Origin of the sequence: Olivibacter sp. CPCC 100613 (assembly GCF_036959255.1) — a bacterium.
Lineage (GTDB): Bacteria > Bacteroidota > Bacteroidia > Sphingobacteriales > Sphingobacteriaceae > Olivibacter.
In genome coordinates, this window is record NZ_JAWMTI010000005.1 from 250,857 (window position 1) to 273,979 (window position 23,123).

General features: G+C 38.5%; 16 protein-coding genes. 3 read left to right on the top strand and 13 right to left on the bottom strand.

Annotated elements, in window-relative coordinates:
• Window positions 1-33 precede the first annotated feature (33 nt).
• The 5 genes from RYH73_RS17305 to RYH73_RS17325 form a co-directional block, all read right to left on the bottom strand.
• On the bottom strand, window positions 34-2,319 hold the full coding sequence (locus RYH73_RS17305) for a GH92 family glycosyl hydrolase (RefSeq protein WP_442946110.1): 2,286 nt from the start codon (window positions 2,317-2,319) through the stop codon (window positions 34-36).
• Window positions 2,320-2,504: 185 nt separating this feature from the next.
• A complete protein-coding gene (locus RYH73_RS17310) occupies window positions 2,505-3,233 on the bottom strand; it encodes a basic secretory protein-like protein (protein WP_335314709.1) in 729 nt (242 codons plus the stop codon).
• A 62-nt stretch (window positions 3,234-3,295) separates the two neighbouring features.
• On the bottom strand, window positions 3,296-5,599 hold the full coding sequence (locus RYH73_RS17315) for a GH92 family glycosyl hydrolase (protein ID WP_442946114.1): 2,304 nt from the start codon (window positions 5,597-5,599) through the stop codon (window positions 3,296-3,298).
• Window positions 5,600-5,699: 100 nt separating this feature from the next.
• Window positions 5,700-7,334, bottom strand: a complete 1,635-nt coding sequence (locus RYH73_RS17320) for a RagB/SusD family nutrient uptake outer membrane protein (protein ID WP_335314711.1) — start codon at window positions 7,332-7,334, stop codon at window positions 5,700-5,702.
• Between the two features lie 55 nt (window positions 7,335-7,389).
• A complete protein-coding gene (locus RYH73_RS17325) occupies window positions 7,390-10,440 on the bottom strand; it encodes a SusC/RagA family TonB-linked outer membrane protein (RefSeq protein ID WP_335314712.1) in 3,051 nt (1,016 codons plus the stop codon).
• Window positions 10,441-10,663: 223 nt separating this feature from the next.
• Here RYH73_RS17325 and RYH73_RS17330 point away from each other — a divergent pair, with 223 nt between their 5' ends.
• Both RYH73_RS17330 and RYH73_RS17335 read left to right on the top strand, forming a co-directional pair.
• The gene (locus RYH73_RS17330; protein ID WP_335314713.1) at window positions 10,664-12,127 is read left to right on the top strand and encodes a sensor histidine kinase; all 1,464 of its coding nucleotides are present in this window, start codon (window positions 10,664-10,666) and stop codon (window positions 12,125-12,127) included.
• The gene (locus RYH73_RS17335) at window positions 12,124-12,819 is read left to right on the top strand and encodes a response regulator transcription factor (RefSeq protein WP_335314714.1); all 696 of its coding nucleotides are present in this window, start codon (window positions 12,124-12,126) and stop codon (window positions 12,817-12,819) included. Before RYH73_RS17330 ends, RYH73_RS17335 begins: the two co-directional genes overlap by 4 nt.
• Window positions 12,820-12,867: 48 nt before the next feature.
• Here RYH73_RS17335 and RYH73_RS17340 read toward each other — a convergent pair whose 3' ends face one another.
• The 3 genes from RYH73_RS17340 to RYH73_RS17350 form a co-directional block, all read right to left on the bottom strand.
• On the bottom strand, window positions 12,868-13,845 hold the full coding sequence (locus tag RYH73_RS17340; protein WP_335314715.1) for a hypothetical protein: 978 nt from the start codon (window positions 13,843-13,845) through the stop codon (window positions 12,868-12,870).
• A 121-nt stretch (window positions 13,846-13,966) separates the two neighbouring features.
• Complete coding sequence (locus RYH73_RS17345) at window positions 13,967-15,424, bottom strand: MBOAT family O-acyltransferase (protein WP_335314716.1); 1,458 nt, start codon at window positions 15,422-15,424, stop codon at window positions 13,967-13,969.
• Window positions 15,425-15,602: 178 nt separating this feature from the next.
• Window positions 15,603-16,673 carry a Gfo/Idh/MocA family protein gene (locus tag RYH73_RS17350; protein WP_335314717.1) on the bottom strand — a complete coding sequence of 357 codons (1,071 nt, stop codon included), beginning with the start codon at window positions 16,671-16,673 and terminating at the stop codon, window positions 15,603-15,605.
• Between the two features lie 250 nt (window positions 16,674-16,923).
• Here RYH73_RS17350 and RYH73_RS17355 point away from each other — a divergent pair, with 250 nt between their 5' ends.
• A complete protein-coding gene (locus RYH73_RS17355; protein ID WP_335314718.1) occupies window positions 16,924-17,388 on the top strand; it encodes a response regulator in 465 nt (154 codons plus the stop codon).
• On the opposite strand, the gene RYH73_RS17360 is transcribed toward RYH73_RS17355, so the two are convergent.
• The 5 genes from RYH73_RS17360 to RYH73_RS17380 all read right to left on the bottom strand — a co-directional run bounded on the left by RYH73_RS17360 (window position 17,362) and on the right by RYH73_RS17380 (window position 23,062).
• Entirely contained in the window at window positions 17,362-19,536 is a 2,175-nt protein-coding gene (locus RYH73_RS17360) for a sensor histidine kinase (protein ID WP_335314719.1), read from the bottom strand. The two genes, RYH73_RS17355 and RYH73_RS17360, sit on opposite strands and share 27 nt — an antisense overlap.
• Before the next feature lie 98 nt (window positions 19,537-19,634).
• Window positions 19,635-20,339 (bottom strand): hypothetical protein, encoded by a 705-nt coding sequence (locus RYH73_RS17365; RefSeq protein WP_335314720.1) that lies wholly within the window; start codon window positions 20,337-20,339, stop codon window positions 19,635-19,637.
• A gap of 1 nt (window position 20,340) precedes the next feature.
• Window positions 20,341-21,465: a ThiF family adenylyltransferase gene (locus RYH73_RS17370; RefSeq protein WP_335314721.1), complete on the bottom strand. Its 1,125-nt coding sequence runs from the start codon at window positions 21,463-21,465 to the stop codon at window positions 20,341-20,343.
• A gap of 57 nt (window positions 21,466-21,522) precedes the next feature.
• Complete coding sequence (locus RYH73_RS17375; RefSeq protein ID WP_335314722.1) at window positions 21,523-21,921, bottom strand: response regulator; 399 nt, start codon at window positions 21,919-21,921, stop codon at window positions 21,523-21,525.
• A gap of 52 nt (window positions 21,922-21,973) precedes the next feature.
• A complete protein-coding gene (locus RYH73_RS17380) occupies window positions 21,974-23,062 on the bottom strand; it encodes a hybrid sensor histidine kinase/response regulator (RefSeq protein WP_335314723.1) in 1,089 nt (362 codons plus the stop codon).
• Window positions 23,063-23,123: the final 61 nt, after the last annotated feature.

A 23,123-nucleotide genomic window follows, 5' to 3' on the forward strand; every position in this document is an offset into this window, starting at 1 on the left:
TGGCTATCATCGCATTAACTAATCCCCTATTCGCTATTTCTTGGCGCTCATATAAAAAATAAGCTCACCACCCTTTATTAAATCCGCATGTTTTATCTTGTAATCCTTAATTTCTTTGCCATTCAGCGTTACCTTTTTCACAAAAACATTTTTTTCCGATTGATTAATCGCTTTTATAGCAAGCATTTGACCATTTCCCAACTGTAATTTTGCGTCCTGAACCGCTGGACTTCCTAGCCAATATTCGTCTGACGCCGGGGCAACGGGATAGAAACCCAACGAACTAAAAATGAACCAGGCACTCATTTGTCCACAATCGTCATTACCTCCTAAACCATCGGCACCATTATGGTATTGATGTTTAAGAATCATTCTTATCTTTTGCTGGGACTTCCAAGGTTCTCCTGTTATATTGTACAAATAGGCAACATGGTGTGACGGTTCATTTCCGTGAACATAGTTCCCGATGATACCATCCCTTGTAATATCCTCTGTGTGGGCAAAAAACTCATCAGGTAAGTGCATACTAAACAACGAATCTAAATAGCGGGACAAGCGCTTTTTACCTCCCATATTCGTCATCATTGCCTCAGGATCATGCGGAACATACAAGCTGAAATTCCACGCATTCCCTTCGATAAATCCCTGTCCATCTGTTTTAAGCACATCAAAATCTTTTTTAAAAGAACCATCTGCCATGCGAGGTCGCATAAAGCCAATAGTAGGATCATACACATTTTTCCAACTGGATGCTCTCTTAATAAAATCCTGATATACATCCATTTTTCCTAGCTTTTTAGCCAATTGCGCAATACACCAGTCATCATACGCATATTCAAGTGTATTAGACACAGAGGTTCCGGAAATATCGGCCGATACATATCCATTATCAATATAACCACCAATCCCTTCATAATTTCTGGTATTTGCAGTTTGCACACAGGCATTTAATGCTTCTAGTGGGTCTCCTTTATACACACCCTTAATAATCGCATCTGCAATGACTGAGACGCTGTGATAACCACTCATACACCAATTATCATTTGCGTAGTGCGACCAAACAGGAAGCATGTGCAACACACTTTGCTGATAATGTGCCATCATAGATGCAACCATATCAGCATTTCGCTTGGGATTAATTAAATTAAGATAGGGATGAAATGCCCTAAAAGTATCCCATAGGGAAAAAGATGTATAATTTGTAAAGCCATCAGCCTGGTGCACCTCTTGATCCAATCCTTTATACTGACCATTGACATCCATATAAACTGTTGGCATTAAGGAAGCATGGTACATCGCCGTATAGAAATTAATACGGTCTTCATCCGTTGGAACATTGACTACTATTTTTTGTAACTCTTTTTCCCATAATTGCTGTCCTTCTTTCTTAACTCGATCAAAGTCCCAATGTGGAATTTCATGTTGCATATTGGCCAATGCATTTTGCATGCTCACCGGACTTATTGCAAATTTAACCTTTATCTTTTCCCCTTCTTCCGTATCAAAATCAAAGTGCATCCTAAGTTTTTTTCCCGCTACATCAGGAAAATTCTTCTCCTGGTTGAATTTACGCCAAAAGCCCTTATAGACTTGCGCCGGATCGTTATTTTGTGTTCCGTATTCTTTAAATGCTTTTGAAAAACTCATCGCGAAATAAACGGTACGAGTTCTTGCCCATCCATTTGTTTGCCTGTAACCAGTGACCAAACTATCATTCACAACCCGGACAACAGTCCAAACATTCTTATCATCATAGTTATAAATTCCAGCCATCAAATCGAGAATGATATGCGCATCACTTGCCTTGGGAAACGTATACTGATGGAACCCAACCCGCGTAGAAGCAGTCAGTTCAGCGAAAATTTGATGATCATCCAATTTGACGCCATAATAATTTGGTTCTGCCTCCTCGTTTTCATGACTGTACGCAGAGCGATAACCTTGCTCAGGCCGATCACTAGTACCTGGATTCATTTGCAATTCACCTGTTGTTGGCATAATTAAAAAGTCGCCTAAATCTGAGTGTCCTGTTCCACTAAAGTGTGTATGGCTAAAACCAACTATCGTAGGATCCGCGTATTGATAACCTGCACAATATTTGTAAACATCACCATTGTATTTCCCTTCAACCGCATAAGGAATCGTGTCGGTATCAGGACTAAGCTGTATAGCTCCAAATGGTACCGTTGCTCCAGGGAAGGTGTGACCCATTTTCGCAGTTCCGATAATCGGTTTAACATATTTCACCAATGATAAATCTTGTGCATAGCCCCCTATGGGGAGCATAAAAACAAACAAGACCTTCTTCCATTTATTCATATAACTCAGTATTTTTATTGTTCATGCTTATGATTGCCGTTGAATTAACCCATTTTATTTCTAAAAGCGAAATATTCTTAGAAAAATCTCGGTTGAAATATCGTCTTTCACCGAAGCAAGGGATGACCGCAACCCTCATCAACAAACCAAAACAAGGACTTACGGCCATCTAACTTGCAATGAAGTTATCCACTAATCGTTGGTTTCCTGGAATACTCCTCCCATAAAGATTGAAGGCTCTTACCAGTAGTTTTTTCCCAAAAGGTTTCGGCGTATACTTTTTCACGCATTGCCTTATCCAGCTTTTTAATCGTGCCTTTTTTTACGTTTCGTTCAACCCAATAAAAGAAACGGGCAGTTATACGATATGCGTTTTCATAAGACTGCTTTTCGCTAAATTCAGGTAGTTCCCAATTTGCCCCCTCATTATCAACTCCGAGTGTGAATCTAACATAATCTGCGATACCTTCTGTGATCCAACCTGGGCCTGCGCCGCTTGGATAAGATTGGACAAGATGCATTACTTCGTGGGTAACTACGTCAACGTCACCCGGATTCTTTTTAAACCACGCTGGATTAAACCGCACAATACCACTCGCAGCAGCAGCGACTCCTTCATAGGCAGGATCAACTATAAATACAACCTTTCGTGTGGTTTTCTTATTATATAGTTTTGCCTCTTTTGGATAGTTTATAAAAAACACCTCCACAAGTCTCTTTTTAACCGCTGTATCAAAATCCGGCGATTTGTTAATAAAGATTAGGCTATATTTCCCCTGTTTAATTGTGTCAACAGCAGTAGCTCCCTTTATATCTTCGTCAATCGCATCCCATCTGTTTTGAGCGCGGAGTAGCTGAGATTGAATACAAAGAAAAATTAGCAGTAAGCATGTCTTGAATGTTGATGTATGCATCGGTTTTAACATTTTATTATGATTTAAAAATTCTTGAAGTGAGCTCGAGTAAGTCACAACCGTTACTTACTCGATGAAAAAGAGAAAGGATATGCCTTTTCATCAACACCTCTATTTTTATTTGGGTTCCTGTCCATTTCAAAGTGTAACGTTCCTCCTTCCAAGATACGTTGATGGCCAATCCAATTTTGATCAAATGTTTTCCTATCCAATGTGGCCTCTTTGATGTAGCGATTTTGGCTGTCATTTTGAGGTGCTTCAATTTCAAAATTTTTACCATTTTCGAGTCGCAGCGTCACTTTTTTGAACAGAGGGGCTCCTAAAACATATTGGTCCGTTGCAGGACATACCGGATAAAAGCCCATTGCCGAAAAGACGTACCAAGCAGATGTTTGTCCGTTATCTTCGTCACCACAATAACCATCGGGAGTGGCTAAATATAGACGATTCAGAACCTCTCGTGTCCAATATTGAGTTTTCCAAGGTTCCCCAGCATAGTTATAAAGATAAATCATGTGCTGAATGGGTTGATTTCCGTGTGCATATTGTCCCATATTGGCGATTTGCATTTCTCTGATTTCATGAATAACACCTCCATAATAGCTGTCATCAAAGGCAGGACTTTGACTAAATACCGAATCAAGCATGGAAACAAAAACTTTTTTGCCCCCCATGAGATCGATAAGTCCTTGTATATCATGAAAAACGCTCCACGAGTAATGCCAGCTGTTCCCTTCCGTAAATGCATCTCCCCATTTAAGGGGGTTAAAGGGCGACTGAAAAGAACCATTTTGATTTTTACCCCGCATTAAATTCGATTCTTTATCGAATAGATTACGATAGTTTTGGCTACGTTTAGCATACAGTTCTATTTCTTTCCTCGGTTTTTTGAGCGCCTTCGCCAATTGATAAATCGCAAAATCATCGTATGCATACTCTAAGGTTCTCGCAGCATTCTCATTAATCTTCACATCATATGGCACATAGCCCAACGTATTATAATATTCAACTCCCTTTCGTCCCACGGCAGTCATTGGTCCTTCATTATTGGCTCCATGTACGAGTGCTTCATACAATTTTTCAATATCATACCCTCTTAGGCCTTTTATATATGCATCAGCCACAACAGAAGCAGAATTATTGCCGACCATGATATCAGCAAATCCCGGGCTACTCCATTCGGGTAAGAATCCACCCTCTCTATAATCGTTGATAAGACCTTCCTGCATCTCCTTATTAATGGACGGATACATTAAATTTAAAAAGGGATACAGCGCTCTGAATGTGTCCCAAAAACCAGTTCCTGCAAACATATATCCAGGAAGAACTTCTCCATTATAAGGGCTGTAATGAACAATCTTACCGGTTCCATCCACTTCGTAAAGTTTATTAGGAAAAAACAATGTACGATATAAGCAAGAATAAAAAGTACGCAATTGGTCTATGCTAGCACCCTCAACCTGCAATCGCCCCAGCTTTTCATTCCATGTTGCACGTCCTTTATCCGCAATTTGATCAAACGAATCGTTGCCAAGTTCTTTTAAATTAAGCAATGCTTGTTCCTCGCTGATAAAAGAGGAGGCTACCTTAGCATGTACCCGATCTGTTTTTCCGTTCACGGAAAAACCTACAATAGCACCCACATGATCAGCGGTCAATTCGGGCTGATTCAAGTACTTCGTTGAGTCAGCCCAGGTTGCGAAATTGCTAAAAGGCTTATCGAAAACGACCACAAAATAATTTTTAAAGTTTTTCAATTTCCCTCTGCTATAACGAGAAGAATATCCGACGATCATATTCTTTTCAGGAATGATTTTCACTTCCGAACCCCGATCAAAAGCATCTAATACGACGAAAGCGCTATCGGTTTTGGCAAAAGAGAAGCGAAACATGGCCGCCCTTTCTGTAGGAGTTAGCTCGGCAGTTACATCGTGGTCTGCCAAATACACGCTATAATAATAAGGTTTAGATACTTCTGCTTTATGTGAAAACCAACTAGCTCGTTCTTCTTCACCAAATACCGCTTTACCGCTTACGGGCATAAGTGAAAACTGCCCATAGTCATTCATCCATGGGGATGGTTGATGCGTTTGTTTTAAGCCTCGGATTTTATCGGCCGCATAGGTATACTGCCAACCGTTCCCATTTTTGCCCGTTTGAGGTGTCCAAAAATTCATCCCCCAAGGCAAACCAATTGCAGGATATGTATTGCCGTTGGACAACGACACCTTTGAGTCGGTTCCCATTAAGGGATTTACATAATCGACTGGTTCTAGCTTAGCTGTTGGCACCTGTGCTTGCGCAGATAAAATAAATAATGCGGCCACTATTGTGCAAAACACTCCTTTTTTCGTTCTTTTTAACATCATTTTTAAAAATATAAATACCAAAACAGCCGTTGGCTGTTTTGGTTGTTCATTTAGCGTTCTATTGAAATCGCCCCAATTTTTAACGAAACCTCAGCGCTTAATTGTAACCTGGGTTTTGTTGAAGATTGGGATTTAAATCACGTTGTCTTTGCGGAATAGGAAAAAGTGCCTTAGTTGGGTCGCTTGGTTGATGATCCCACCAAGATTCTGTGGTAAATTTGCCGAAGCGAATAAGGTCATCCCTTCTGAATCCTTCAAATATAAACTCTCTCCCGCGCTCAGCCAACAATTCGTCCATCGTTAGCGTGCTTGTAGTATAGGCATTAGCTGGCCAATCACTATCGGAGAATGCCCGTTTTCTACATTCATTGATTAACGTTACGGCCTCTTGCGTTGCAACGCCTCCGTTCTTTCGCATAATAGCCTCAGCTTTAGCAAAGTAAATCCATGATAGCCGGTAAATATTCCAGTCAGTATTATTATAATTTGGATCAACCGGAGTTCCGTCAATACCCACCACTTGATTTCCCAGCTTATATTTATTAAAGCGCACACCACTGTTTTCTTCCCCTTCACTCATATTAGAAACAGTAGATCCGGATTTATTCTTTCGAATATTATCGACAAACACCAAAGGTTGTCCATTATATTCTTCAGAACCCGTAACGGGTACTCCTGTTCCAAAGTTATACATAGGCCCTTCCAATAGCCATTCTCTCTTTCTTAAATCTTGATCGGAATAGTTTGTAAATACACCAGGGATAACTACAATTCCGTCATTTCCGTTCCTTCCACCTCCATAAATTTCTCTCTGTTTAAAATGATAAAATTCGCTGGGCCAGGAAGGTTGAAAATTAGCCGTTGTATAATCATAGGCAATGGAAAATATTACTTCCTTAGACAAGTCGTTCGTCGTGTTATAAGTATCGATAATATTAGGATCCAAAGCCATAATACCGTTTTGTGCTCCACCATCTCCATTAATTAAATGATCGGCTGCAGCAATACAATCATCCCAGCGAGCAGTTCCCGTCCAAACCTCTGCATTGAGATACAACTCTACCAACATCGCATACGCGCCAGCCTGAGACATTCTGCCCAACATTTCACGAGAAAGCTTGGGTGCTTGATTGATGTTCTCCAGAATTTCACTTTCCACAAAGTTAAACACGTCCTGACGGGAGCGGGTCTCTGGCTGAGCGGGCTCTCCTACCTGCGTTACGATTGGGATATTGCCAAAAAGATCCATCAATTTTAAATAATGGAAAGCTCTTAACAATTTTAGTTCTCCAATATAAGCAGCCTTCTCTTCCTCTGTTATTCCCATTGCAGCAACATCCCGCTTTTCCAAATTTTCGATAGGATCGTTACACAGGCCCATCCCCCAATACATTAAGGACCAAGCATTGTTCAGCCCCCCTTCATCCACGGTCCATGCATGGTAGTGCAGGCGTTTCCATTTCCCTCCGTCTTCTCCATGCCGACCCTTTGTAGGCCAAGCCAATTGATCGCCAGAAAGTTCTGCAGGTCTCCACCAACCATCCTGCCCAGAAGGCGTTACCCATGCATTCGCATGAGTATAAGGCCTCAGCACTGCCGACACAACTTCATTTCTGTTATTGTAGAAATTATCTGTAATCATTTCATCATAGGCATTCTCATCCAACTTAGTACATCCGGTCAGTAGTAATGTGCCTACCAATATTTTTTTTAATAATGATTGCGTTTTCATCAGTAATTATTTCAATTTAAACTCCGATTGCTATACATATGGTTAAATCAGCCTATTAAAAGGCGAGATTAACTCCGAACAAGAATGATCGCGTACTTGGATAAGAACTCCTATTGTCAATACCTAATCTTCTATCGTTGTTGTCGGGATTTCCGATCCCCGTGTCCGAAACCAGATCAGGATCGTTACCCGAGTACCCTGTAATGGTCGCTAAATTCTGTCCTGTTGCATAAACCCTCAGGTTTTTTACCAATCTTGTGGGGAGTTTAAAGGTATAGCCAATAGTAACTTCATCAATTTTCCAATGACTACCACTTTCCAAATAATAGTCAGAATACATATAGGTGTCATCGATATCCTTATACTTGGTGAATGTTTCTTTTAACAGATTACCACTCCAGGTTTTGTTACCATAACTTAACGCCATGGTATTCAGGATATCGTAAGCAAATTTCCCGCGCATAAACACCCTGAAGTCAAATTGTTTATACCTAAAGCTATTCGTTAATGATAAGTAATATTTTGGAACCGCATTTCCGATAGGAGCCAAATCGGTTAGGTTTCTATCCTTCGAATAATTAATTTGGTCGTTTCGAACGGCCTCTCCGTTCCGATTATAAAACAGCCACTTACCATCTTCCGTGAAACCAGCAAAACGTTTTCCCCAAAATTCACCAACTTTTTCGCCTTCATAAGTAGTAAAAGCCTCACCCAAAGCACCGGCTCCACCAATTGTTCCATAATTCGCATATTCCACTTTATAGATATCATTGGAATAGGAATCCAAGGTGTTCTTTGTGGTGCTGGCAGCCAAATCAATCGTCCATTTGAAATCCTTTTTATCGACTGCTTGATAGCTAAAGGCAACTTCAATCCCTTTAGAAGAAATAGATCCCACATTGGTATAAATCCGGTCTCTGATATAAGGCGGTTGCGGAGAGGTGTAGGTATCAAGCAAGTCTTTCGTCGTCCGTTTGAATACATCGATGCTACCACTGAGTTTACTATTAAACAACGTATAATCAACACCAATATTGGTTTCTCTTTTGGTTTCCCATTTCAAATTTGGATTAGGATTCCGATTGGGGCCATACGTTTCTCTGTAATAACCATCTGGATAAAGGTATCTTCCACCGCCTCCCAAGGTAACACGGGAAGCATTATTCGCAAAGCCAGAGTTTCCCGTCTCCCCATAACCTGCACGAAGTTTCAGAAAATTCACAAAGCTGATGTCCTTCATAAATGCTTCCTCAGACACGGTCCACCCCGCGGATACCGCAGGAAAATTTCCCCATTTGTTGTTATCGCCAAAACGAGAAGAACCTTCATGACGTAAAATAAACTGCGCCATATACTTGTTGTTAAAAGTATAATTTATCCGCCCGAAAAAGGCTATAAGCGTGTTGTCGTTTTTAAAGCTTCCCATGCTCGCTTTACCATCAATTAAAGCCGTCCCCTGGCCTAGATTATCTTCGTGAAAAAGGTCGTTGATAAACCCGCGATTTTCTGCACTCAGGCCTTCTTCTTTATAATATCGGTAGCTGTATCCTGCAATAGCTGTCAAATTGTGTTTCTCCGCAATGAGCTTTTGGTATTGTAAAGTAGGTTCAAAAGCGTAAGATTCTGAAAGAAAATCGCTCTTTGCCGCCCATGCTCCTCCTGGATAATCGGTGTTTTCTAACGATGCTTCGCTGTTTTGGGGAGCATACTGGCTATCATTCCATGATTCTCGCTGGTACGAGCCAAAAACTGAACCTTTCAATCCAGGTAATAACTCCAGATCTGCTTTAAAATCGCCGGAAGTAGTTTGTTGCTTCCTCCAAGATGTTTCTTGCATTAAGCGAGCATATTCATTGGTACTTATTAGATCAAAACGATAAGACCCATCATCATTAAAATTGGATAAAGTTGGATTTTTGAACACTTCGCTTTCCCATCCGCCACCTCCTAGTCGATTTTGCTTATTGAAATTGGTTGCCAAATTTAGCATGACGTTCAAGCGATCGTCTAATCCTTTTTGATTGATATTCAATCGCGCGCCATATTCCTGACGAGTGTTAGCTAAACTTATGCCCTCTAGATTCCGGTAGTTCACACTTGCTCGGTAGTTGGTATTACTCGTTCCTCCGCTCATAGCAAGATTATGGTTATTCGATAGGTTACTATGATTAATCAGCATGTCATAGAAATCGGTATTATGACCAAAATCTTGCTGATTAATTTCGCCGCTATTTACTTTATCCCGAAACTCTTCTGCTGATAAGGTGTTTGGTCTCCTGGCCACATATTCCTTTCTAACATAGTTATTGTAAGTAAAAGAAGAGGCACCTGCCTTTCCTTTTTTTGTAGTCACTAAAATAACACCAGCATTGGCAGTAGATCCATAAATAGCGGCTCCAGAACCATCTTTCAACACGTCTATCGATTCAATATCGTCCTGCTGCAATAGGTCCATATTTCCTCCGGGAATACCATCAATTACATAAAGTGGGCTGGCAGATCCGGCAACACTTACCACGCCGCGCAACTGAACCGCAACTGCCGTATTCGGATTCGATCCACTCGTACGTGTCACCTGCAAACCTGCAACCTTTCCCTGAATGAGGTCCAAAGGGTTTCTTGCACCGCTTTGCCTGAATTGAGCGGTATCGATGTGCGCTACAGCAGAAGTCACCTCTTTCTGTTTTAATGTTCCGTAACCTACAGAAACTGTTACTTCTTCAAGCGATTGCACATCTGGATTCAGCGACACGTTGATAATCATCCTGTTACTTACCGGTTCATCTTTTGTAATATATCCTAAATATTGAAACTGCAATATGGAATTTGGCAAAGCAGCTAATTCAAACCTTCCATTCCCGTCTGTTTGTGTTCTGTTCTGTGTTCCTTTTACACTAACGGTTACTCCTGGTAATGGATTTTTGTCATCAGCGCTTATTACTTTACCTACGACAGTTTGCGTGTTACTAGTTTGCGCATAACTATACATGCTACATATCAACAGTGTGATCAATAAACTGCTCTTAAAAAGATAAGGCATGGCCCTTTGTGAGAAGCACTGTCCAAAAAGGCGCTTCCAACGAATTGTGTGTTTAAATTTATGCATATGAATTTTGATTGGTTACAAAAGTTGTTTTGTTAAAAAAAACGTTTTAGCTTTGCCATATTCCATGTTCAGCAAAGTTTTGTTTATTTTGTCCCTAAGGTTTACAGGCTTAAAGCATTAGTCTGATTATGAGCGTAAAGGTAAGTCTACACCAAAGAAAAAGTTGTCAACCAAATCACAATAGATTGTTAACAGAATCTTAACAGAACGATCAAGAAATCAAATGGTCAAAGAAAGGATTAATAGGCTGTTATTACCATCGATCATTTTATACCGATCGATTGCCGTCTGCTGTATGGTTATTCTCATCATTGTCCAAGCGAATCTCATATACAATACCTACGAACTAAAAAACAGACAATATAACTTGGATGAGAAAGATCGAATCGATCATGCTTATAAGCAAGCCATTCGAAATGAGTTCTTATTTCCGGGGGGTGCGCGCATTCTAAATCAACATATCATTAGGAACATAACAAAGTTTCAGGAGCTTTATCTTTACAAACCAAAAGAGTTTGAAGCATTCCGAAAGAAGGTAAGTGAAGATTTATATAAGGATCTCGTTCATCTTAGCACAATGGATAGCTTATTCCGAGTGATTCGTAATCAGTTGGAGTTAGGCAACGACCTGCTATTTCTTCTTACCCTCAACAATATTGCCATCACATTCGATGGCATTGCCTATGTCCCCATATACCATAAAGGGATTTTCGAAAACTCCTTAACAAGTATACGAGAGCTCAATCAAGGTATGTTAGTCGCCGGTGATCTATCAATTGCCAACCGTGAAAACATGGTCACGAGTCTGATTATTTCCGAACCTACTCCCTATACTTTGCAAGTTAGTTTTAGTTTGTATGTTGATCAACGCAATCGTCAGCTGGCGATCTTTAAGCAGATGATACCGACTTTAAGCTTGTCTTTAATGTCTATTGCTTTCGTATTGCTAATCTATTACTTCACTTATAGAAACTGGTTAAAACAGAAAAAGTTAGCGGATATGAAATCAGACTTTCTGAACAGTATCACCCATGAATTCAACACCCCCATTTCGGCGATATTAGTCGCAAATAAAAGCCTACAAAATCCGCAAATAGCCACGAGTTATGCCAGTGTAAATGCATTGACAGCGATTATAAAAAGGCAAACAGATCGTCTTCAGACTTTAGTCAATCAAGCGCTCAATATCACGTCCATGAATAAGGAAAACATTAAAAAGGAAGCGCATGACCTAGAAAAATTGTTGGAGGAGATTATCAACGATTATAAACTGAAAACAACAGAGAGAATCCAAATTAACTATACACCGCATACATCCAGCTCGGTTGTTAAGTTAAATCGATTTCTTTTTACTACCATGCTTTATAATATTTTCGACAACGCTTTAAAATACAACGACGCGAATATTAAGCATATTCTGGTAACAACCAAACAGACGAATGAAACCATAAACATTTCAATAAAAGATAATGGCATTGGGATGGCCGAAAGTACCATTTTACATATTTTCGAAAAATTCTATCGTGGAAAACAGGATTTACGAGCAGGTGGCTTAGGTCTCGGCCTGTTTTATGTAAAACAATCGCTCGAGGCACATGGATGGCGACTTGATTTACAAAGTGAAATTGGTGTAGGAACTGAATTTTGTATCTTTATCCCCTATCATACAAATAGTTTAGGCTTATGAAGCATCGTTTACTTTTCGTTGAAGATGAACAGGATCTCGGAAACGTTGTTAAGCAATATTTAGAGTTTGTTAACTTTGAAGTAGTCTGGTGCATGAGTGCCAATGAGACCCTCTTGCGCTATCTGCAATATCCAAGCTACGACCTACTTATTATTGATGTACAACTACCTGATTATAATGGCTTTGAGTTAGCAGAAAAAATAATCAAAGAAAACAATGATCAGGCTTTCTTGTTCCTAACTGCAAGAAATGAGAAAAAAGATCGTATTCACGGCTTGCATATTGGCGCGGATGATTATATTAACAAGCCTTTCGATATCGATGAACTGGTTTTAAGAATAAAGAATATAATACGAAGGAACAATAAAGATACAGGGTCCGAAGCACTTCCGGGTGAGCTTCCAATAGGCGATCTCATTTTTCAAAAGGAACTATTGAGATTAGCCCTTCCAAATAAAAAAACCGTGTCGCTTACTTTAAGAGAGGCGGAATTGCTAGAGTACCTACATCTTAACAATAATCGTATTTTAAAAAGGGAAGAGATTCTGTTGCATTTATGGGGTGAAAATGACTACTTCTTGGGAAGAAGCTTGGACGTTTTTATTTCGAGACTTCGCAAAGCATTAATGTACTCTACCCGAGTCAATATCGAGAATGTGTATGGGGTTGGCTTTATTTTTCGTATATCATAATAAAATAAAAACATTTGTTGTACGATCGCTTCGAACCTAATATTAGCACTAGAGGTGTGTATTAGTTGCTAATTGATAATTTTTATCCCGGGCTTTTAAAAAGCCGTAGTTCTTTATCAAATCAATCACATATTTGTTGTAATGATTAACTCCAAACTGATTAAGGTGACTTTCATCCAAAAAACAACTGTCCGGTAATTTCAAATGCTCGTTGGCGTTTCGATAAAATCCGTACTTAGCAAAGAGTTTGTCTGCAAATATATTATTGGTAACATGTTTGTATTTCGCTTGTGGGATGGGTGATTGCAGAATCAGATAAGGAATCTTCCTTTCCTTCAGTGTATGGATTATTCGCTCGAATGCCCTTATTTGATCTGGCAAAAATGAATAATTTACAGACTTATAATACTTCGCTCCCTTGAAACGATCTGTCGATTGCACATATCCTCCAGACACATACAAGTCTCCATTTTTGTTGGGATTTTCCTCTTTAAAATCGTCATTGAATTCCAAAACATCGGCAAGTGCTCGATAGAACAACGTATTGTATATGCTAATATTATTATGGGATAAACTCAAATTCACAAGTCCTGTATCAAGCTCAGCATTCGATACCAGATCGATCACAGACTCAATGCCGTCGGATTTAAACAAAATGGGGTAAACATCAATAATTACTAATTTAGGCTGAAATCTAGCCATGTACTTCGTAAAGAGGTAAGCGGTCTGAATCGGTGTTTGAGAAGAAGAGCCAAGATTAAAGAGCTTCCACCTTTGTTTTGCAAAAATACGAGGATCATAACCACGGTAAGCGTGGGATGACCCCACTACAAGAACATCAACATTTTTTTCAACCTTTTTTGCTTCGTCAAACCTTGTGTAGGAATAACCTACCCCGCCTAAGACGTAAGGTAAATTCGGGCGAATTGAAAAAGGGGCGAAGCGTCCAAAAACAATTAACCCCATGAAGCAGGTAACACAAGCTATTCCGACAAAGGAGATGAGTGATATTAAAAACTTTTTCATTCGAATAATTATTTATGCGTAAAACATCTCTGTGACACAAATGGCTTCGTTATCTACGGCTGGCAGATAGATCGATCCTTTCTTCAGGTTCTTTTTACATGGCTGCTCACACAGTCTCATCTTAAAATTGAAAATATATAAACTCCGTTCCTCCAGTTTGCATATACATGAGGATAACAAAAATCATAAAGGAATAAAAGGACCAACGTATCATTCTAGGCCAGACAACACCTATTTTCTCTATTGCATAATTTTGTTCACGCCCTAGCCACTCCACAACCATAAAGGGTATAATAAGTAAGAAGCAAACGATGATTCCTCTTAGCTCCAGCGACTGCAAAGGGTTAAATTGATCTCCCATATTAAAAAAAATGCCCGCTATATATTGAAAGGCATGTTCAAGGCTAGAGGCCCGAAAGAAAATCCATGCGAAGGTAGTCAATGCAAAGGTGATCATTATTTGGAGCAATTCTCCCCAAGAGGGAAACAAGCGCCCTTTTGCAACAATATCAAGATTTGCCCGATTTGTTTTAAAAATTATTGAAGGCATAATAAATAAAGCATTTAACCCTCCCCACGCAATAAAAGTCCAATTTGCACCATGCCAAAAACCACTTACCAGAAATATGATGAATGTATTACGTATACTCATCCATAATCCACCCCTACTTCCACCCAAGGGTATATACAGATAATCTTTGAACCACGATGATAAAGAAATATGCCATCTACGCCAAAATTCAGCAATGTCTCTTGAGAAGTACGGGAAGTTAAAGTTTTTCAACAATTCGAACCCAAACAATCGCGCTACACCTAGGGCAATATCAGAATAACCCGAAAAATCACCATAGATTTGAAAAGCAAACAGAATAGCACCTATGATTAGTACTCCACTTGAATACGTTGAAGAACCATCAAAAATTATATTAACGTATTCAGCACAATTATCGGCAATGACTATTTTTTTTATAAAGCCCCAAAGTATTTGCTTTAAACCATCAACGGCCCTAGAATAATCAAATTTCCGCATTCTCTTTACTTGAGGCAATAGATGTGTCGCCCTTTCTATAGGACCCGCAACTAAGAGCGGAAAAAAACTGACAAATAATGAATAGTGTACCCAATTTGTGCTGGGTTCAATTTTTCTATTATAGATATCCAGAACGTAAGATAATCCATGAAATGTGTAAAAGGAAATACCTACAGGAAGAATAATATTCAAGGTGGATGTATTTGGCTTAAACCCAAACCGGCTGATCAAATCGCCGAAAGATTCCACAAAAAAATTATAATATTTGAAAAAGGCGAGAAAGCCTAAATTAATACCTATACTCAAAACAAGCCAGAATTTTCTACTTTTCGTATGCTCAGCACGATAAATTTTAAGGCCGGTGAAGTAATCAAGAAAAGTAGAAAAAGCAAGTAAAAATAAAAATCGCCAATCCCAGCAACTATAGAAATAATAGCTTGCTATCAATAAGAGTATATTTTGTTGCTTAAGTGATCTATTTACTACGAACCAGTAGAAAACGAAAACAATCGGTAAAAAAATAGCGAAACTAATGGAATTAAATAACATATCTGTACGCTTTTGTGACAATCGCGGTTATAATTCGGTAAAACAATATTAAATTTATTTACTGTTCTAACCAATCATTATCTCGAAACGTACATTTTATGTTACACCTACCACACTTATTCTCAAACAATTAATAGCAAAAAACCGATTTTTTATGAAAATGATCTGCGTAACTTTTTTACAAGGTAACCACTTTTCCTGTTCGTACCGATTCATCGCAGGCTAATGCAATACGCAAACTATTTATTGCGTCCAAGTTGGCTTTTGTTAGATCTAGATTTTCTACAATGGCTCGTAAAAAAAACTGTTGTTCGCGATTACACAACTCTTGATGATCTGGCTCATCATCTAAATTAACCCACGTATCTTCATGAACAAAAGTGCCGTTTTCGTCTATTTTCGCATCATGAATTTTAAGAGATTCTGTTCTTGTATGTGATTCTACCGTATCAGATTTTCCTGCTTTTGAGGCTTCTTTTGCGACAATAGACACAGCGCCTTTAGGCCCGATCACGTCCTTTATAAAAAAGGCAGTTTCACTGATCATGGGCCCCCATCCAGCTTCATACCAGCCCACAGAGCCATCTTCAAACCTAATTTGTAATTGGCCATAATTGTAATTGCCAGCCGGAATATCATCCGTCAGTCTCGCACCAATTGCGCTCACTTGAACAGGTTTTGAATCGGTCATCTGGCACATAACATCAATATAATGCACACCACAATCTACAATGGGGCTTAAACTCTTCATCAAATTTTGATGCACTTTCCACATATAACCTTGACTTTGTTGATTTAAGTTCATTCGCATCACCAAGGGTTTACCCAATTTCTGTCCTTGCTCGATAAACAGTTCCCAAGAAGGGTGATAGCGCAAAATATAACCCACGATCAGCTTTTTATTATATTTATTTGCTGCAGCCACCACTCTTTCCGCCCCGTTTATGGTATCTGCTAAAGGCTTCTCTATGAAAACATGGCATCCTGCTTGGAATGCCTTTATGGCAAAATCTTCGTGCGTATCCGGATAAGTCGCTATACAAACAGCTTGCGGTTTTGCTTGGTGTAAAGCTTCTTCGTAGTTATCGTACAATGCATACCGGCCACCTAATTCATTATTCAGCAGTTCTTTGCTTTTACCTGTGGAAACCAATCCGCAAATCTCAAACTTATCCATTGAATGATAGGCTTTTGCATGTGACGCTCCCATATTGCCACATCCAACCACTAAAATTTTGATTTTATCCATTTTATCAACATTTGCTTTTTACTTTTGCAAGATAGCTTTTCTAAAATTATTTTGCTTCGCCTGCATGCTATTTTCAGGATAGCGCCATTAATGCAGTATTATTTTTCTACTTTTATTTATATTAGCAAGTACATTAAAGTATAAACAGGCGACACAAGATGCTTTTTACCTTCCGTAGTGGAATGTTTACCTTTTTTAGAACCGTGTTGGCAGAAGAATTGTTAAGGTATATTTATTAAAATGGATCATTATGGAACCGCAGAAAATTCGAATCCTCTTTGTAGACGATGAGGAACACAATCTGATATCATTTAAAGCAACCTTTCGGACTAAATATAAGATTGAGACTGCCATTGGTGGGCTGGAAGCTATTGAAAAGCTTAAGAACAATGAATTTGACATTATTATCACAGACCAGCGTATGCCGAGAATGACGGGTGTTGAATTCCTTGAACAGATTATAGAAACACATCCTGATCCGATTCGTATTCTTTTAACCGGTTACACGGATATGGCGGCTGTTATAGACGCAATTAACAAGGGAAAGATTTTCCACTACCTTACTAAACCATGGAATGAAGAAGAGTTGGATAATACGATACAAAAGGCCTATCAGCTTTATCTTGAAAAGAAAAAGATGAAAGATGAAAATCAGCTTTTGTCTATTACAAACGAACAATTGGAATTTTTACTTCGACAGAAATTGCTCTCCTGATTGAATATCCTCACCTTTTACTGAATTGTCGCTTGATTGAGATTGGACAGCGGGTATTTTAATAATGAACTCACAGCCTTTATCTTCTTCCGTAAGAAGGGAAATAGTTCCATTATGCTTTGCCACTGTTTGCGAAACAATGGCAAGTCCCAAACCCGTTCCCTCGCCTACATCCTTGGTTGTGAAGAAGGGATCAAAAACTTTATTTTTCAGCTCTTCCTTAATTCCTATTCCATTGTCCTTTATTGAGATGTATACTAAATCCTCCTTATAATAGGTTCTAATCGTAATCTTTCCACCTTGCTTTCCTTTAAATTTCTCATCAATAGCATAGAAAGCATTCGTCAATAAATTTAAAAACACCTGATTCAATTTCCCTGGAAAACATTCGACATAAGGAATTTCATCATAATGTCTTTTTATCTGAATTCGATCCTTAAACATACTATTTAAAATCACCAAAGTTGATTCTAAGCCTAAATTAACATCAGCCAGTTTTAGATCATCTTCGTCTACTCTGGAAAAGACCCGTAAACTTTTTACAATTTCTGCAGTTCTAAAAGCCCCTTCCTGTATTCCCTTTAGCAACGATTTAATTTCCTCTTTCAGAAAGCTTAAATCAATATCTTCTTTATAGTGCTCTAGTTCGGCTATTTTTTCCTCTATCGAAATATCCTTAAGTGCTATTTTTTCTATAACCAATAGTGTTTCAATTAATTGATCTACATCCCTGCTTAAAGGCTTTATACTAGCAGTTACAAAGTTGATGGGGTTATTAATTTCATGCGCTATACCCGCCGTTAACATACCTAATGAAGCTAGCTTTTCGGATTCAACCAAATGTGCTTGTGCCTGTTTTAGGTTATACATAGCTTCATTTAAGCTCTCATTGGTTTTTTTCAAATCTTTGGTCCGTTTGTCAACTTCAGTTTCCAACAAGACATTCTGTTCCCTAATGATTCTTGCGTTTTCTTGCGATATTCGTAATGCTTGGGCCTGAGATGCCTCCTTTTCTTTTCGATAGAAATTGATACGATCGGCTAAGGCGAATGAAAGTAAGGAAATCTCTACGATAGAACCTATTTCGAGAATATAGGCTGTGAAAGCATTATAAGGAATTATATTAAAATTACGAAGAACAAAGGCTATAACACAGGTGAAGAATAACGTAAATGCAATTAAGAAAAAAACTGCTGGTCGGTATCCTTTTTTTCGAATTTGATTAACGACGTATAACACATATATAATGCCAAGCGAGGCCATGGTCTGCAAAACAATTGTCCCTAGGAACACATCAACCAGACCAACCAACAAACCAACAAAATAACATAGGATTATTACGTTGATTCCCTTATCCAGTTTGGGGGTATTGGTTTTGGTATGTAAAAAGGTTTTAATAAAAGCGATGGTTGCTAACCCTGAAAAAAAAGGAATAATGATTGAGCTCCGACTTGCCATCCAAGGACTGTTAGGCCAAAGATACATATAGGCATAGCCCTGGAACATTGCCTGTGTAAGCCCTACGGTAAATATGTAGACAATATAATAGATATAACTGCCATTCCGTGTCGACAGACCGATAAAGAGATTATATAACATCATAATCAATACAGCGCCAGCATACAGTCCGAATAAAAGATTTTTTGTCGACATCTTTGCCAAAATTTGCTTCTCGGAACCAACATATAAGGGTAGCTGCATCTGATCATTAGAAGAAACGCAGAGATAAATATGAGCTATACTATCTTTTTTCAAATCAATGGGAAAAATATAATCGGGTGCATAAACTTTCCGCTGCTCAAAGGGTTTATATTTCCCCAATGTATCGATTAAAATTTCACCTTTTGCATCCTCCACAAAAATGACAGCCTCATCAATAGTGGCCTGTTGCAACAGCAAATACAAATTTTCATCATTTGAATTATTTTGGAGTGTAAATTTGAGCCATACGTTATCTTTTGTGGCGCCTAGGTTGATGATTCCATCTTTGGGATAAACCGTAAAAACCTGTTTCTGAACTGCTTGAATGGGCAAACTTCTTGAAGGATCTTTATAAAGGGAGATGTGACGATTTAATAAGATGTTGTGCTCGGTGTTATCAAAATAAACGATATTATCGTGATTATCGCGCACATTTGTGTATCCCATCTTGCAAAGACACATCAGCGCACAAAGGACTATTAAAAAAGTTCCGAACTTCAAATGGATCCTAGGTTTATTCATCACTTCCAATCTTTTTACATTAATCAAGATGAAGGAAAGTTTGGAATAACGAGATCATAGGTTACTGGGTATTCACCTTTAGGTCCTCGTTCCAATACTCGTTGATGTGGGTTATCTCTCAAAGAAAGAATTTTTTCCCTTTCCAAATCTGTTGCCATTGATAGATCATTTATATCCTCCATGCGCATCACGGTTGCGATCAAATCATCTTTTGGATAATAAAACAACCCATTGTTTCCTAAGGTCTTTTCCACTTTACATCCTAAACGTACGCCCATTTTTACCGTAATGGGTGCGCATAAGACAAAAAGACTAACTACCGGTAACTGTTTGGTAATTGCAACACCAACTCTGGAAAGAATATAGCTTCCGATACCCATCCCAGCTACTTCTCTTGAATTCCATAAACCACATATTTCACAAGTTCCTCCACGTGACTGATCTTGTTTTATTAAGTCGTAAATTTTAGCATCATATCTTCCAATTGCCGTCTCTATTGGCAAAGCATACTTACTATTGGCCATCTGTACGCGTGCGCCACCATATACTGTTTTCGTTTCTATGTTTTCAACCAAAATAACAACGGTGTCCTTATCGTCCACCCAATCTTGCCGATTAGAGGTAATTTGACTAATTCCAAAAATTTCCAATAGTTTTCTATGCCCAACTATGAACTTTTCGCAGGCTTCCGGATCATCTGGTGCTCTAAAAGTTCGTATGTGGATCATTTTAATCTACTTTAGCATTATGAATTAGCGACTCGAAATCGACAAAATATCGCCCTGACTGATTGAATTTATCGAGAAATACTCGCCTTGTAACATCCGTAACCATCGCCCCCCCTAAAGTCACGGCTGACGCCAGTTGTGGCCATCCTATTATAGTTTTTCTCATGTAATGAAGTGATCGTTTCATTGCCTCCGAAACATTCTCAAAACCTATAATATCGATTAGGTATTCTATCTTTTGTTCAAGGTTTAATTCTTTTAGCTGCGTCTCCATTTCTTGAATGGAAAATCCTTCTATTCGCTTTAATCGGCCATGAAGAATAGGGCGTTCTCTTTCCAAATCGAAACGTTCGATATCCAGCATTCCTTTATCATTGGTATCCATAATCACCGGTATACCATACGCTCTCGCCTTCAGTCGGCTGATGATCTTCATATCAATTCCGTCGCATTCTTCCACCAACATATCTAATTTTCCTCCGTCGAGTAAGAATTGATCCATATTGTGAGTAGTCAGCCCCTCTATAAAACAACGCACCTTTATATAAGGATCTAATTCGGCAATTTGTCGAGCCGCGATAACAGCTTTACTCTGTCCTAAATCCTGTACACCTACACGAATACGATTCATGTTACTCAATTCGATTGTATCAAAATCAGCCAAGCGGAGTTCTCCACAATTACGTTCCATTGCCATTGTTAGCGCAATACTCTGTCCAACTGACAGCCCAATAATTCCGACTTTCTTTTTATTCAGTATATCTATTTCATTCGGTTCTATTTTGTAAACATTTCTACTCGTTCTCACCTTGATAAACTCGGTTTCATCCAATAGATGTACCATTTTTTTTAACCAAGGATAATAAACCCACGCCCCAAAATCGAAAAACGAAAGGGGCTGTACATACGTGTCTATGTATGTTCTTAATTTACGCTCATCAAAAGTCTCCGATGGGTTTTCAATTTTCACTAATTCGGCCAGTTGCATGTCAATGGTATCGATTAATTGGATAGCATTATTTGCTGCCAATAATTCATCCATTTCTTCGCTATCCTTCGGATACTTTCTTCTAAAGATGATCGGTTGAAAACTCATTTCCACAGCCTCTAGTTGTATTTTTGCCATTTGATGACTTTATGTTACAATATTCAGATAAAATAGAATTCTTTACGCTTGAAAACGCTATCCGTTAAATTTCCCGATAACAGCAGCAAATTTATCCATGGTAATTGGCTTCTCTACAATTGCCTCTATCACACTGTATTTTTGCAATCTTTTTAATGTATGTTCATTATTAGATAAAGATAAAATAATGATTTTATATCTATCTTGAATCGATTTAGGCAGATCTATAAATTTATCTAAAAACTCAAAACCATTCATGATTGGCATCATAATATCCAATGTTATAAAAGAAATAGACGTGCGTTTGCATTCCTCTTCATTTTCTATATATTGAAGAGCAAGCGTGGCATCATTAAAAACCCTTACATCCGAACTCTTTCCACTAAAACCGATGACTTTCTTAACAATGAGACAATCGATCGGACTATCATCAATAACTATAAAAGGATATTTCATTTATCTAACAATACATTAATATTCAATTTAAATCTTTTGGCTTAACATTAAATCACTTCGTCGGGATAGACACAATAAACTCAGTACCAACATTTTCCACAGAATTTACTGTTATCTGCCCACCTAACTTGGTTAAAATATTCTTAACGTTATAAAGTCCAAGACCGCTACCTGCTTCGAGCAACGTAGCTCTAAAAAATAATTTAAAAATCTCTCCCAAGTATTTTTCGGGAATGCCTATTCCCGAGTCCTTAACGACAAAGGTGGCAACCCCTCTCTCTACACCCATTTCCAGGTGTACATATTTATAATTGTAATCTTTCTTTTGATATTTAAACGCATTAGATAATAAGTTATTCAACACAAGCTTCACCGAAACTTCATCAGACCTGAAAACATCGGAATTGTTAATCGTAATTGTAAATCGTATACCTTTTGCATTGGCAATTGCCTCGTACATTACCCGCAAATCGTCCGCTAATGTATTAAGATTAATATCCACAATATTGAACTCTCCTCTGCGAACACTGTAATAATCGTGTATTGTTAAAATATAGCGATCAAGTTTTTCGGCAGAATTGACAATGATCTGTAACAGTTCTCCGATTTCATTTAGATCACTTATGTCTTGTGCTAATTGGGCAGCGGCCATGATACCTGCTAGTGGTCCGCGTATATCGTGACTCACACTATGTGCAAATTTATCTAGTTCATTATATGCTTGCTCTAGCTCTTTATTTTTAACCGAAAGCAAGGAATTAGTCAGATAATATCTATTGGCATCCATTATAACTGCCGAAATAGCTTCAACCGACCACGGCTTTTTCACATAACGATAGACATTCCCTTTGTTGATTGCATCAATCGCTGTGTTAAGGTCATCCGCATAAGCCGTTAGAAGAATTCGAACAGGCAATGGATAAATCACGCGAATTTCATCCAAAAAATCGGTACCTAACTTATCCGGCATACGCTGATCTGTAAAAATAATTCGCAAATCAGTATGCTCTTCTAATATCTTTAGTGCCTCGTTTGTATTTTCAGCTACAAAAATCTGATAGTCCAGTCGAAAGTATGCTTTAAACGCGACCAAGTTGTTCACTTCATCATCCAAGTATAAAATTTTTATCTCTTCATTCATACTGACCAACCCAGTTTATTTTTCTATCCATTTATTGAAATACTATTGCGTAAGTTACAAA